Origin of the sequence: Streptomyces sp. NPDC086554 (genome assembly GCF_040686095.1) — a bacterium.
Lineage (GTDB): Bacteria > Actinomycetota > Actinomycetes > Streptomycetales > Streptomycetaceae > Streptomyces.
In genome coordinates this window covers 408973-420913 of sequence record NZ_JBFBJK010000004.1, presented here as the reverse complement: position 1 = coordinate 420913, position 11941 = coordinate 408973, and the positions used below count along the sequence as shown (strand labels likewise).

General features: G+C 68.8%; 12 protein-coding genes and 1 pseudogene. 3 read left to right on the top strand and 10 right to left on the bottom strand.

All coding sequences use genetic code 11. The features are described 5' to 3' along the window. Nucleotides 1–4 precede the first annotated feature (4 nt). The 4 genes from AB0O76_RS09210 to AB0O76_RS09195 all read right to left on the bottom strand — a co-directional run bounded on the left by AB0O76_RS09210 (nucleotide 5) and on the right by AB0O76_RS09195 (nucleotide 5409). Nucleotides 5–1963, bottom strand: coding sequence for a kelch motif-containing protein (locus tag AB0O76_RS09210; protein ID WP_365486993.1), 1959 nt, complete (start codon nucleotides 1961–1963; stop codon nucleotides 5–7). A 3-nt stretch (nucleotides 1964–1966) separates the two neighbouring features. Next, nucleotides 1967–3781 (bottom strand): cellulose synthase catalytic subunit, encoded by a 1815-nt coding sequence (locus tag AB0O76_RS09205; RefSeq protein WP_365486991.1) that lies wholly within the window; start codon nucleotides 3779–3781, stop codon nucleotides 1967–1969. Nucleotides 3782–3955: 174 nt separating this feature from the next. After that, entirely contained in the window at nucleotides 3956–4168 is a 213-nt protein-coding gene (locus AB0O76_RS09200; RefSeq protein WP_365486989.1) for an acyl-CoA carboxylase subunit epsilon, read from the bottom strand. Beyond that, nucleotides 4165–5409: a cytochrome P450 gene (locus tag AB0O76_RS09195; RefSeq protein ID WP_365486987.1), complete on the bottom strand. Its 1245-nt coding sequence runs from the start codon at nucleotides 5407–5409 to the stop codon at nucleotides 4165–4167. The genes AB0O76_RS09200 and AB0O76_RS09195 overlap by 4 nt, the downstream gene beginning before the upstream one ends. A gap of 189 nt (nucleotides 5410–5598) precedes the next feature. On the opposite strand from AB0O76_RS09195, the gene AB0O76_RS09190 reads away from it, so the two are divergent. From AB0O76_RS09190 to AB0O76_RS09180, 3 genes are read left to right on the top strand one after another with little or no spacing between them, the layout of a single operon-like run. Continuing rightward, nucleotides 5599–6687 (top strand): type III polyketide synthase, encoded by a 1089-nt coding sequence (locus AB0O76_RS09190; protein ID WP_365486985.1) that lies wholly within the window; start codon nucleotides 5599–5601, stop codon nucleotides 6685–6687. A 46-nt stretch (nucleotides 6688–6733) separates the two neighbouring features. After that, a complete protein-coding gene (locus AB0O76_RS09185) occupies nucleotides 6734–7951 on the top strand; it encodes a cytochrome P450 (protein ID WP_365486983.1) in 1218 nt (405 codons plus the stop codon). Then, nucleotides 7948–8484: a cupin domain-containing protein gene (locus AB0O76_RS09180; protein ID WP_365486981.1), complete on the top strand. Its 537-nt coding sequence runs from the start codon at nucleotides 7948–7950 to the stop codon at nucleotides 8482–8484. Before AB0O76_RS09185 ends, AB0O76_RS09180 begins: the two co-directional genes overlap by 4 nt. A 220-nt stretch (nucleotides 8485–8704) precedes the next feature. Here the strand turns inward: AB0O76_RS09180 and AB0O76_RS09175 are convergent. From AB0O76_RS09175 to AB0O76_RS09150, 6 genes and pseudogenes are all read right to left on the bottom strand, one after another. Continuing rightward, nucleotides 8705–8878 (bottom strand): annotated as a pseudogene (locus AB0O76_RS09175) (MFS transporter); the annotation flags it as partial. 120 nt (nucleotides 8879–8998) lie between these two features. After that, a complete protein-coding gene (locus AB0O76_RS09170) occupies nucleotides 8999–9628 on the bottom strand; it encodes a helix-turn-helix domain-containing protein (RefSeq protein ID WP_365486979.1) in 630 nt (209 codons plus the stop codon). Further along, nucleotides 9625–10308, bottom strand: coding sequence for a DUF4166 domain-containing protein (locus tag AB0O76_RS09165; RefSeq protein ID WP_365486977.1), 684 nt, complete (start codon nucleotides 10306–10308; stop codon nucleotides 9625–9627). Before AB0O76_RS09165 ends, AB0O76_RS09170 begins: the two co-directional genes overlap by 4 nt. Beyond that, on the bottom strand, nucleotides 10305–11003 hold the full coding sequence (locus AB0O76_RS09160; RefSeq protein WP_365486975.1) for a hypothetical protein: 699 nt from the start codon (nucleotides 11001–11003) through the stop codon (nucleotides 10305–10307). Before AB0O76_RS09160 ends, AB0O76_RS09165 begins: the two co-directional genes overlap by 4 nt. A gap of 168 nt (nucleotides 11004–11171) precedes the next feature. Next, nucleotides 11172–11465 (bottom strand): MTH1187 family thiamine-binding protein, encoded by a 294-nt coding sequence (locus tag AB0O76_RS09155; protein ID WP_365486973.1) that lies wholly within the window; start codon nucleotides 11463–11465, stop codon nucleotides 11172–11174. Next, nucleotides 11462–11806 carry a DUF3817 domain-containing protein gene (locus AB0O76_RS09150; RefSeq protein WP_365486971.1) on the bottom strand — a complete coding sequence of 115 codons (345 nt, stop codon included), beginning with the start codon at nucleotides 11804–11806 and terminating at the stop codon, nucleotides 11462–11464. Before AB0O76_RS09150 ends, AB0O76_RS09155 begins: the two co-directional genes overlap by 4 nt. Nucleotides 11807–11941 lie beyond the last annotated feature (135 nt).

The following is an 11941-nucleotide window of genomic DNA, read 5'->3' as shown; positions in this document are numbered from 1 at the left end:
CGCCTCACTTCACATGGATCCACTTCGCCTCGGACGACGTGCCGTTCCGGTCCGTCACGAACAGCATGTACCAGCCCGGCGGCACCAGCGCGGTGTCGCCCCTTGGCACGTCCACCGTCACCGAACCCTTGCCCTTGGTGAGCCCGAGCGCGATCGACCGCTGCTCCACGTCCGTCGTGTGCGTCACCGCGCTCGGACGCATCAGCCGGGCCGACGCGATCTTCGCCGCGTCTCGCGTACGGAACGTCGCACGGCCGTTGGCGGCCAGTACCTTCGGGCCCTTGCCGAGGACGGGGCGGTCCTTGCCGGCCTTGTGCAGGGTGGGCGGCGTGAAGACCTCCATGCGCTGCTCGAAGTGGCCGAGCTTGGTGTTCTCCTGGTTGTCGAAGAGCGGGTCCGAGCCGAAGGTGACGACGCGGCCGTCGGGCAGCAGCAGCGCCTCGGAGTGGTAGTTGCGGCCCACCCTGGGTGACGCCGCCTCGCTGAAGGCGTTCGTCTTGGGGTCGTAGAACTGCGCCTTGAGGATGTTGCTCGCGCCGCGGCCCCGGTAGTCCGAGGAGCCGTTGGACGTGAACACCGAGTCGTCCGGCATGATCACGCTGTTCAAGTACCGGGTTCCCTGCGGGAGTTGGGGCCCGGTCCGGAAGACGGGGCTGTCCTCCTTGAGGTCCACCACCGCCGTGCGCCGGGTCGCCTTCTCGGACTCACCGACACCGCCACCACCAAGGATCATCACTTTCTGGTCCTGCGCGGGCGGCAGCAGCACGGACGCGGACGTCTCGGTCTGATCGAGATCGACGAGCCCGGGAATCTTCTGGAACCTATTGGTCTTCAGATCCCACAGCCCAGGGGCACGGCCCTTGTCGGCGGGGCCGTAGCCCGCGTTCGACGCCGGGTAGAAGAGCTTGCCGCCCTTGGTGAGGAAGAGCGCGGGGTAGGTCGGGAAGTAGCGCTTGGGCCCGTCGGTCCACTTCTTCGTCTTCGGGTCGTAGATCTCGTTGTCGCCCGGGTCGATCATGCCCACGTCGTCGAGCCCGGAGACCGCGAGCACTCTGCCGTCGTCGAGACCGACGAGCGTCGGGTACCAACGGGCCTTCTCCATCGGCTCGACGGGGATGTACTTCTCGGCCTTCGGGTCGAACTCGTAGGCCCCCTTGATCCCCTGGAAGTCCTGCTTGTCCATGGTGATCTTCTCGGCGATCCCGTAGGCGTTGTCCGCTTCCTTGCCGGTCAGGCCCTCGATCTCGTACTGCGCGGTCTTCTCGTTGACGGACTGCTCGCCCTTCTGGACGGCCTCCACGAAGACGCGCGCCTCGCTGGCCTTGACCGTCGTCTTCCAGGGCTGCATCACCCCGGGCTTGGAGTACGTGATCTTGAAGTCCCGTTTGGCCTTGGGCACGTTGACGTCGAACCTGCTCACGTACTCGACGCCGGAGGGCGAGCGGAAGCGGGTGCCCTTCTTCAGGACGAGCGGCTTGTCGGGGTTCTCGTTCTTGACCCGCATGCCGCCGCCGGCCCGCTCGATCTCGCCGTCGAGGAGTTCGTAGCGCGCCGTGCCGCCCGCCACCAGGAGGCGCCCGTCGGGGAGTTGGGCATGCCCGGAGCAGAAGAAGTCCTCGGGGGTCGCGATCTTCTTGAAGATGTCCGTCTTCGGATCCCAGAGGATCGTGTCGAAGGACCCCTTGTCGAACTTCTTCTGTTCGTTGCCGGAGCCCGCGACGATCAGGACCTTGCCGGTGTGCAGGAGCGCCGCGTGGATGGCATTGGTGCGGTACCGGTCAGGAATACCGATCTGCTTCCAGGAACCGTACTTCGCCTTGTAGCCGGGCTGGGCGATCTTGTACTCGTAGTACTGCTGCTCTGCGAAGGAGAGCACCGCCGGTGCGTTGAGTCCGACGAGCAGCGCACCCGCCCCGACTCCGAGGAGTGTCTTCTTCGTCCGCTGCGAGGGCCGGTAGGCCATGGGTCAGTTCCCTCCTGTCGTCGTACCGGTGGCGAATGCCGGCTCCGGATCGCCGTCCGAGCCCGTGGCGACCAGGCCTTCCGCGTCCTTGCCTCCGAGGCGGCGCGCCTGCTGCCGGGCCTCGACAGGTACCTTGCCTCCCTTGCGCTCCTTGATCAGCGTGAAGGCCCAGATCGTGATCGGGGCGAGCGAGATGGCCAGCGCAAGGACGGCCCAGGTGCGCATCGCCGCATGGGTATGGCCGAGCACGAACGAGGCGGCCAGCGAGGTGGCGAGCAGGGCCGCCCAGAAGAGATGGATGCGGAAGGTGAGCACCCGGTCCGGGCTCGTGTCGTCGCCCTTGGGGGTGACCACGAAGCGGCTCGGGCGGCGCAGGAGGGCGGCGCCGAGCGACTTGGCGTAGATGGGCGCGGAGAGCGCGGACATCGCCATGCCGGCCAGGCCCCCGGAGCCCTCGGGCTCGTGCGGGGAGACGTTGTGCCGCCGGTTCCAGAGGTAGAGCCCGATCTGGAGCGCTGCGGCGTCACTGTAGAGCATCAGCCACACGGACGCGGCGACCTGCGTACCGGACGCCCCGAACCACAGGAAGAGAACACAACTCAGCACGCCGAGCAGCCAGTTGACGGCCGTCATCGGGTAGTAGACGAGCATCATCGTGTACGAGAACAGCCGGCCGGGCGGCATCGTGAACAGCGCCTTCCGGTACTGCTTGAACAGCGTCTCGTACGTCCCGCGCGACCAGCGCATCTGCTGGGTGAAGAAGTCCGTCCAGGAAGCGGGCCCCTCGCCGACGGCGAGCACGTCCGGGGTGTAGACGGACCGCCAGTGCCGCCGGGTGACGGGGTTCGTGTGGCAGTGCAGCTCGAAGCCGGTCGCCATGTCCTCGGTGATCGAGTCGTACAGGCCGCCGACCTGGAGGAGCGCCTTGATCCGTACGACGTTGTTGGTGCCGACGAACATGGGGGCGCGGTAGCGGTTGCCCGCGCGCTGGATCAGCGCGTGGAAGAGGAACTGCTGGGACTCGGCGGCTTTGGTGACGGGGCTGTCGTAATTCCCGTAGACCTGCGGCCCGACGACGAACGCGACATCCTCGTCCCGGAAGTAACCCATCATCCGCTCAAGGAAGTTGGGGAGCGGGACGTGGTCGGTGTCCACGGAGGCGAAGAAGTCGTAGCCGCCGCCGTGCATCGCGAGCCAGGCGTTGTAGTTGCCGTGCTTGGTGCGGGCCTTGTGGACGCCCTTCTCGCGGTTCCACGCGGGCACGCCGTTGCGGGTGAAGTGCCGGACGCCGAGCTCCACGCAGAGGGCCTTGGCCTCGTCGTCGTCGCCCTCGTCCAGGAGCCATATGTCGAGCGGTCCCGTGTGGCGTATCCGGGTCGCGCCCTCGAGGGTGGCGCGGACCATGGCCAAGGGTTCCTTGCCGGGGACGTACGTGGTGAGGAAGGCGACCCGCGTGCCCGGCTCGGGGACAACGGGTATCGGGTCTCTCGCCACCATCGTCGCGTGGGCGATCGATATGACATTGACGAGCATGAAGAGCTCGATGAGCCCGATCGCCATGAGCATCGTGATGTCGAGGCCGATGAGCCAGCTGTCGGCGCCCTCGCGTTCCGTCCAGTGGGTCGGCCAGACGAGATAGACGAGGAGGAGGCCGGTGAGGACGGGGGCGAGCGTCATGAGGAAGACGGCTCGTATTCGGTGCGGCTCGTTGGAGAGGAGCTTGGTGTACTGCACCCGATAGCAGTCGCCGCCGTCCGGCTCGGTGATTGGCCCGGCGAGTGTGCTGTGGGTTTCGTAGTCATAGCCCTCCGACCGCACAGCGCCTCCAGGTCTTCGATGATCTGGCGATGGCAGGTTCTGGTGTGAACAAGCCAATACCCATACAAAAAGGGAGTTTCCACCGGGTGTCGAACCGGACTCGGCCGTGTGAGCGGTTTTGGGGCGAGCGGTTTCACCGGGGTTGCGGAGCGGGCCCGCTCCTGCTGTGGAGTGTCAGCGCGGAGGGGGCGCCTGCCTGGAGCGCCAGGAGTGTGCGGGGACATACGGCGGTTTGTGATCCCACCAGGCGCGATGGGCACCAGCGGAGTGCGGGGCGCGCAGGGTTTGGGCACCGCGTATCAGCGCGATGAAGACCGCCGTGAGGGCAGCCAGCTCCAAGTGGTTCGGGCTGCCTCCGACGACCTTGATCGTGTGGTGGCCTATCACCAGGACACCGGCAGGGTCTTGGGCCCGCGGATCAGGCCACCCGTCTTCCACTCGATCCGCTCGGGCGGCACCGCAAGGGCGAGTGCGGGGTAGCGGTCGAGCAGAGTGGCGATGATGATCTCGGATTCCATCCGGGCCAGCATCGAGCCCACGCAGTGGTGGGGGCCGTTCCCGAAGGCCATATGGGCGATGGGCCCCCTGTCGAAGTCAAGCGTGTCGGGGTTCGGGAAGGCCTCGGGGTCGCGATTGGCCGCGAGGTACGAGGAGTAGACCGCCTCGCCGGCCCGGACCACGACACCGGCAATCTCGAGGTCCTGCGTGGCGATCCGCGGGAGGCCCACTCCGCTGCGGTGCGGAATGTAGCGCAGCAGCTCGTCGACGGCCTGCGGAATCAAGTCCGGTTCGGCGCGCAGCCGTTCCAGCTGCCGCGGATGGGTGAGCAGGGCGTAGACCATGTTGGCGCTGTTGTTGCGTACGGCGTGTGCGCCGCTCACCAGGATGGCGGTGGCCAGGGAGATGGCCTCCGGCTCCGTGATCTCACCGGCGTCGGAGGCCGCGGCGAGGACCCCGGCCAGGTCGTCGCCCGGCTCCTCGCGCCGCCGGGCGAGCAGACTGACGACGCACTCACGGACGGTCCTTCCGGCGTCGCTGCTCCGCTCGGGGGCCGGGCCGGGAGTCATGGTCAGGTTCGCCCAGGACGTCATGCCCTCCCGCATGTCCTGGTCCATTCCCAGCAGGTCGGCGACGGCCGCGAGCGGGAAGGGGCCGTGCAGGTGCTCCACGAGGTCCGCCGGTGAGCCGTGCCGCTCCATCGCGTCGAGGAGGCTGTCGGCGGTGGCCTGCGCGGACGGCCGGAGCTTCTGCATGCTCCTGCCGGTGAACGCTCGTGCCACCACGCGGCGCATGTCGCTCAGGCGTGGCGGGTCGGCGTAGTCGAGGGACGCCTGATGGGAGGCGATCGCGTGCGGGGAGGAACTGGTGACCGTACGCCCGACCAGTTCCTCCCTGCTGAAGCGCGGGTCGGTCGTCGCCGCCTTGACATGGGAGTAGCGCGCCATCAGCCAGGCGCTGCCCTCGCCGAACGGCAACTGGATCCGAGTGGCCTGCTCGTCCCGCAGCCGGTCGCTGAGGAAGGGGTCGAACTCGAGGCCCTCGAAGTCGTCAAGGCCCCAGCAGTGGACCGTCTCGTCGGAAGCCGGTTCCGTCTGCGGCCCGAGGGCCGTGCGCGGGTCTGACGTCATGCTTCATCTCCCTGCTTCGATGTCAGCTTTCCTGCCGCCCCCAGCGGTCGATTCCGCGGGATATCGACTGCGGCATGCCTTCCCTCTCGTCGCTCGATCCGCCGCCCGCGTCGCCCAGCGTCACCGGATTGGCCCCCAGTCACCGGCGGATCAGTCCCGCGCGCGCATTGCGCACGGGTCCGTGAGGCTTTGTCGAAACAGGAAAGGAGAGCCACTGTGGCGACTCTGTGCAGACCAACGGTGTCCGTACCCGAGCACGTGATCACCATGAAGCAGACCCTCGACCTGGCCCGGTACGTTCATCCGGACCATCCGCAGCTCGAACTGGCTCTGCGGCTGATCGAGAACACCGGCGTCGCGAAGCGGCACTTGGTACGCCCGATCGAGGAGATACTCGCGCACCCCGGCTTCGAAAAGCGCAACGCCGTGTACGAAGCCGAGGCCAAGGCACGGGTGCCGGCGGTGGTGCGTCAGGCGCTGGCCGACGCGGAAATGCGCCCGGTGGACATAGACCTGATCGTGTACGTGTCGTGCACCGGCTTCATGATGCCGTCGCTGACCGCGTGGATGATCAACGCGATGGGGTTCCGCACCGACACGCGACAGTTGCCCATCGCCCAGCTGGGGTGCGCGGCGGGCGGAGCGGCGGTCAACCGCGCGCATGACTTCTGCACCGCCTACCCCGAGGCGAACGCCCTGATAGTCGCCTGTGAGTTCTGCTCCCTGTGCTATCAGCCGAGCGACTTGGAGGTGGGAAATCTCCTCTCGAACGGCCTGTTCGGTGATGGTGTGGCTGCCGCTGTCGTCCGGGGCCGCGGCGGCACCGGCATCGAACTGCGGCGCAACGGCTCGTACATCATTCCCCGGACGGAGGACTGGATCGCGTACGAAGTCAAGGCCACCGGGTTCCACTTCAGGCTCGACCGACGCGTTCCCGGCACCATGGAGCCGCTCGCCCCGGTGCTGAAGCAGCTGGCCCATGCACATGGCTGGGACGCCGCCGCCTTGGATTTCTACATCATCCATGCCGGTGGTCCGCGGATCCTCGACGACCTCAGCAAGTACCTCGGTGTGGCAGCCGAAGCATTCCGCTTCAGCCGGGCCACACTGACCGAGTACGGCAACATCGCGAGCGCCGTCGTCCTGGACGCCTTGCGCCGGCTCTTCGACGACAACGGCACCCCCGACACCGCGCGAGGCCTCCTGGCAGGGTTCGGCCCGGGCATCACCGCCGAGGTCGCACTGGGCAACTGGACCACGGGGCGAGAGACCCCATAGGCGAGACCACGCAGGCGAGAGACCGCGTCACGGAGGAATCGGAACGATGCTGAGGGACGGCCCCGACACCTCGCAGCCACCCATCACGCACTGGCCCGCCCAGGACCTGGACGGGGTCGACTTCGACCCCGTCCTCGCCGGACTGATGCGGGAGGGGCCGGTGACACGCATCAAGCTTCCCAACGGAAGCGGGTGGGCCTGGCTCGTCTGCCGGTACGACGACGTGCGGATGGTGACCAACGACCCCCGGTTCAGCCGCAAGCTGGTCGTCGAGCACGATGTCACCCGTCTGGCCCCCCATTTCATCCCCGCACCCGGCGCGGTCGGCTTCGAGGACCCGCCCGACCACACACGACTGCGTCGCGCCGTCGCCGGGGCCTTCACCGCCGGCGGTGTGGAGCGCCTTCGTACGCGGGCTCGGGAGATTCTCGGCGAACTCGTCGACGGGATGCTGCGTGACGGACCGCCCGCGGACCTGACCAAGCGCCTGCTCGCACCCTTCCCCCTCGCCGTCGTATGCGAGCTGATGGGCATTCCGGAGGCCGACCGCCCCACGGTGCACTCATGGACCGCCCTGATCCTGTCATCGGCCCAAGGCGCGCAACGCAGCGAGCAGGCCAAGACGGACATGCTGGCCTACCTCGGTGAACGCCTGCGCGAGGGGCGCGGAACGGGCGGTGACACCGTCATCGGGCTCCTCGTCAAGGCCGTCGAAAGCGGAGAGGTCACCGCAGAGGAAGCCACCGGCCTGGCCCTGCTCATCCAGATCGGTGGCGAGGCAGTCACCAACAACGTGGGCAACATGGTCTACATCCTGCTCACCCGGCCGGACCTGCTCGATCGGCTGCGGAACACACCCGAGCTGCGCCCCTCGGCGCTCAACGAACTCCTGCGCTACATCCCGCACCGCAACGCCGTCGGACTCTCCCGGATCGCCCTCGAAGACGTCACGATCGCCGGCCACCGTATCCGCGCGGGTGAAGCGGTCTACGTCTCCTACCTCGCCGCCAACCGCGACGCGGAGGTCTTCCCCGACCCCGACGAGCTGCGGCTCGACCGCAGCCCCAACCCGCACGTCTCCTTCGGGTACGGACCGCACTACTGCCCCGGCGCCGTGCTGGCCCGCCTGGAGTCCGAACTGCTCATGGAAGCGGTGCTCGACCGGTTCACGGAGCTGCGGTTCACCGTCCCCCCGGACAAACTGCGCTGGCGCCCCGGAGCACTTATCCGAGGGCCCGAGGGGCTCCCCGTGACCTGGTCATGACCGCGCACCTCGTCCGTCCGGGACTGCTCGTCCCCCCTGGCCACGGCCGGACCCTGATCACCGCCGCCCAGCAGGTCACCTTCAAGGTCACCGGGGAGCACTCCCGGGTGAGCTCCAGCTTCGAGGTCGTCGTACCGCCCGGCTTCGATGTCGGGGCGCACCTGCACACGCGCAGCGAAGAGCTGTTCTACGTCCTCGAAGGCGAACTTGACGTGATGGCGTTCGAGCCGCGCGTCCGCACCGGGGACGACTGGCGGCAGTGGCGGGCACTCGACGGCCGCCAGGTCGTCCGTGCGACTCCCGGAACCGTCATCGTGGTTCCGCCCGGCTGCCCGCACGCCTTCGCGAACCCCACGGGCGAACCGGCCCGCATGTTCTTCCAGGCCTCACCACCACCGGATCACGAGCGGTACTTCGAGGAGCTCCTCACCCTGCTCGACACCGGCGAACCACCGGACTCCGCGGCGATCCAAGAACTGCGGGCCCGTTACGACATCGAGCAGCTCACTCCGCTGCGCCACGACCTGTCCTGACCACCGGGACACCCTCACCCCACTCGATGGTCACCGTCCACGGCGACCACGGGGACGACAAGATCACCACGGGCGCCGTGCAGGGCAAGCCCGGCACGTACCAGCGCGGCGGAGGCCAGGTGTTCGGCTGCTCGCCAGGGCGGCCCGCGCCTCGACGTCGGGCGTGGGCCGCCTGCCCGCCAGGTAGGCGGCTGCGGAGCCGGCGGCGAGGGCAGGGCGGGGCCGTCACCAGGACCTCGAAGGTGGCCGCGGCGCCGCCCGGCGCGGAGGCGGCGGCGAACCCGATCTGGCCGACGAGGAAGGCTCGCCGGCGCCCGCACAGGTCGGCCACCCGCCCGCCGAGCAGCAGGAGGGCGCCGAAGGCCATGGCGTACGAGGTCACCACCCACTGGCGCCGGCGACCATGATGGGTGAGGCCGATGACCGCGAGGATCTTCCAGCGGCGCCATCTGACCTGCTGCGACGGCGCACCGCATCTCGGCGCCCGTGGCTACGGAGTGCGCGCAGGGCAGCGTCAGGGCCGCGCCCGGCGCAGGCGGTGGCGGAACGCACGCTGGGCCAGCGGGCCCAGGTCCTCAACTGCCGTCACCAGGAGGGACAGTTGCTCCAATGCGTCCAGCGCCCTGTTCGCCCCATCGGCATCCACACCTTCGTACAGCTCGATCCCTACGAAGGACGCCGCCACCGCCCGGGCAAGCCCGGACGGGTCGGTGAACTCTCCCAGGGGGGTTGCAGAAAGGACCCGGGTCAGGACCTTCTCGATCTCCTCGATCCAGAGGGCCAGGCCCGCCGCCGTGGCGGGGGCGAGACGCGGCTGCGTCTGGGCCCCGGCAAGCAACTGGCCGAGCACGGCGACATGACCGGCGGCCCGCTCCTCCACGTGCATCTCCCGCCCGAACTCCAGGAGTTCGGCGAGGGAGGACACCGCCGCCAGGCGGTCCCGGTAGCGGGACACCCGCTGCTCCGACCCGTACCGGCACGCCGCCGCCAGCAACTCGTCCACCGACCCGAAGTGGTAGAAGACCAGCGCCTGATTCACCCCGGCGGCAGCCGCGATCGTGCGCGCCGACGTCTTGGCGATGCCCTGATCGATGAGCGTGCGCAAGGTGCCTTCGAGCAGCTTCGTCTTGGTGTCGTCGCTCACGCCCGAGCCTCCTCGCGGACAGGGCGAAGGCCCGCCCGTACACCGCAGACGCGGACATCGGCGTACGTGGCCGTGAAGGAACCCTCGTACCCGAAGAGCGGCCCGAAGTGCCGGTTCACCACCCGGACTTGGATGCGGAAGCGGCCCGTCGTGTCGTCGAAGGACTCGCGGACCTCCGCATCGCCGCCGATCAGCCCGGGAACGCGGACGTCCACCGGCCCCTCCCGGAAGCGGTGCTCTCCGGAGCGGATGAGCAGCGACCCGTCCGGCTCCACCCGCGGGTGGAGATCGCTCGCCAGGTGTTGGTGGGTTCCCAAGTAGTCGAGGATCCGGTCCCCACCCGGGCCGAGGACCATCTGGGCGTCGAAGCGCCGGGAGCGGCCCGGCAGGTCGAAGGTGCGCACGAAGGTCACCGTCTCACGGCCGAACGAGTCGGTGTACGGCACGTTCTCGATGGTGAAGGGGATGTTCCGGCCCACCCTCGGGACGAGGATGTTGCGCGTGCCGCCGACGGCCAGGAAGGGCTTCACGAAGTCCCCGCCGTGCCAGATGCGGTCCATCACCCCGCGGCCCGTGCACGCCTCACCGCTCGCGAGGCCCACTGAGAAGCGGCGCTGGAGCTGCGGGTGCAGCCGTTCGAAGTCGGGGCCGAGGACGGTGCGGAAGATCGACGGCGTCATGACTGCTGCTCCTGGAGAGTGGTCAGAATGCGGGGCGCACGCGTGCGTGGCGGTGGCGTACGAAGGCACCGGCGCGCCGCCGGCGTCACGGGCAGCGGCGGCACGAGGAACGCGAGGGCCAGCACCGCCAGGGCCACCACAGGTGCGGCCAGCACCGCCGCGAGCACGCAGCCGGCGCGGAAGGCGACCTCGCCGAGCGCGTGCAGCAGCTGCCGCTCGGGGGTGATCCCCCGCTCCAGCCACAGCCGCAGCCGGTCGAAGGACCAGGCCGTGGCCCAGCCCATCAGCGGCCGGAAGACGGCCCGGTCGGCGCAGGCACCGAAGCGGCCCCAGCGCGGCCGGTAGTCGTAGCCGGTGAGGAAGCGGACGCCGCCGTCCGCCGCGGGAACGTAACGCCAGTAGCCCGAGCCCTCCTGGAGCAGCGACAGCGGATGCGGCGAGGCGAACCGCAGCGCCGACGTCCTGGTGCCGTCGGGGCGGCGCTTCTCACCCGCGGAGATCCCAGTGCCCGCGATGGTGAGGAAGGGCAGTACGCGCGTGGCGTACCGGAAGTGCTGCGGCTCCCCCGCCACCTGCGGCAGATAGTCGATCTCGGTGAAGCGCAGGTCCCAGCGCTGGTGCTGGGAGGGCTCCTGCGTACGCGCCCAGAGCTCGTCGAGGTCGGCGGCTATGTGCGCTTCCACGTACAAACTCATGACGTACCCCCAGGTCAGTGCATTTTTGAGCGACTGCTTAAGCAGACCGTACTGTGTTTTGAGCAGTCGCTCAAGCTCGCCGTGTCATGTCGGGACAGGTGTGGGGGAACACGAAAGAGCCCCCGCCGTTGCCGGCGGGGGCTCTCAGGTGTGGTGCGTCCGCGGGAGTCACTCCGTAAGGTGGCGCTCCATCGTCTCGACCTTCGACGTCATGCCGTCCGTCACCCCGGGGCGGATGTCCGCCTTCATGACGACGGAGACGCGCGGCGCACGCGCCTCGACCGCCGCGACGGCACGCTTGACGACATCCATCACCTCGTCCCACTCGCCCTCGACGGAGGTGAACATCGCGTCCGTCCGGTTGGGCAGTCCCGATTCGCGGACGACGCGGACCGCGTCGGCGACGTACTCGCCCACGTCCTCGCCGACGCCGAGCGGCGTCACGGAGAAGGCGACGATCATGCGCTGACGACCCCCTCGCGGCGGGCGCGCGACGCGATCACGGCGGCCTCCGCCTCACGCTTCAGCTTGCGCTCGGCGAAGAAACCGCCGGTCGGCAGGACGGAGAGGACGAAGTAGAGGGCGGCCGTCTTCGCGTTCCACTTCGCGCGGTTCCAGGCGTCGAGCCAGAAGAGCACGTAGAGGACGAAGAGCACGCCGTGGATCATGCCCATGGCCGGCACGGCGTTGAAGTCCGTGGTCCGCTTGAGCACCGAGCAGACGAGCAGCAGCAGGAAGGAGACGGCTTCGGGGGCCGAGACCAGGCGGAGGCGGCGGAGTGCGGATGCGGTCTTGATGTCCACGGATCACCTTCGGGGGAGGACGGAGGGGGTGAGGGGCGGGCCGCTCGGCCGCGATCTTGTGAATGCGCGCACAAGCGACCCCCATTGTGACATCGGGGTGTTCTCGGGGTTCGCTCAGGGGCCGATGCCCTGTTC

Coding starts and splice junctions, on each gene's coding strand:
- AB0O76_RS09210 (WP_365486993.1), bottom strand. CDS start 1,963: ATGGCCTACCGGCCCTCGCAGCGGACGAAGAAGACACTCCTCGGAGTC.
- AB0O76_RS09195 (WP_365486987.1), bottom strand. CDS start 5,409: ATGACGTCAGACCCGCGCACGGCCCTCGGGCCGCAGACGGAACCGGCT.
- AB0O76_RS09185 (WP_365486983.1), top strand. CDS start 6,734: ATGCTGAGGGACGGCCCCGACACCTCGCAGCCACCCATCACGCACTGG.
- AB0O76_RS09180 (WP_365486981.1), top strand. CDS start 7,948: ATGACCGCGCACCTCGTCCGTCCGGGACTGCTCGTCCCCCCTGGCCAC.
- AB0O76_RS09165 (WP_365486977.1), bottom strand. CDS start 10,308: ATGACGCCGTCGATCTTCCGCACCGTCCTCGGCCCCGACTTCGAACGG.
- AB0O76_RS09160 (WP_365486975.1), bottom strand. CDS start 11,003: ATGAGTTTGTACGTGGAAGCGCACATAGCCGCCGACCTCGACGAGCTC.
- AB0O76_RS09155 (WP_365486973.1), bottom strand. CDS start 11,465: ATGATCGTCGCCTTCTCCGTGACGCCGCTCGGCGTCGGCGAGGACGTG.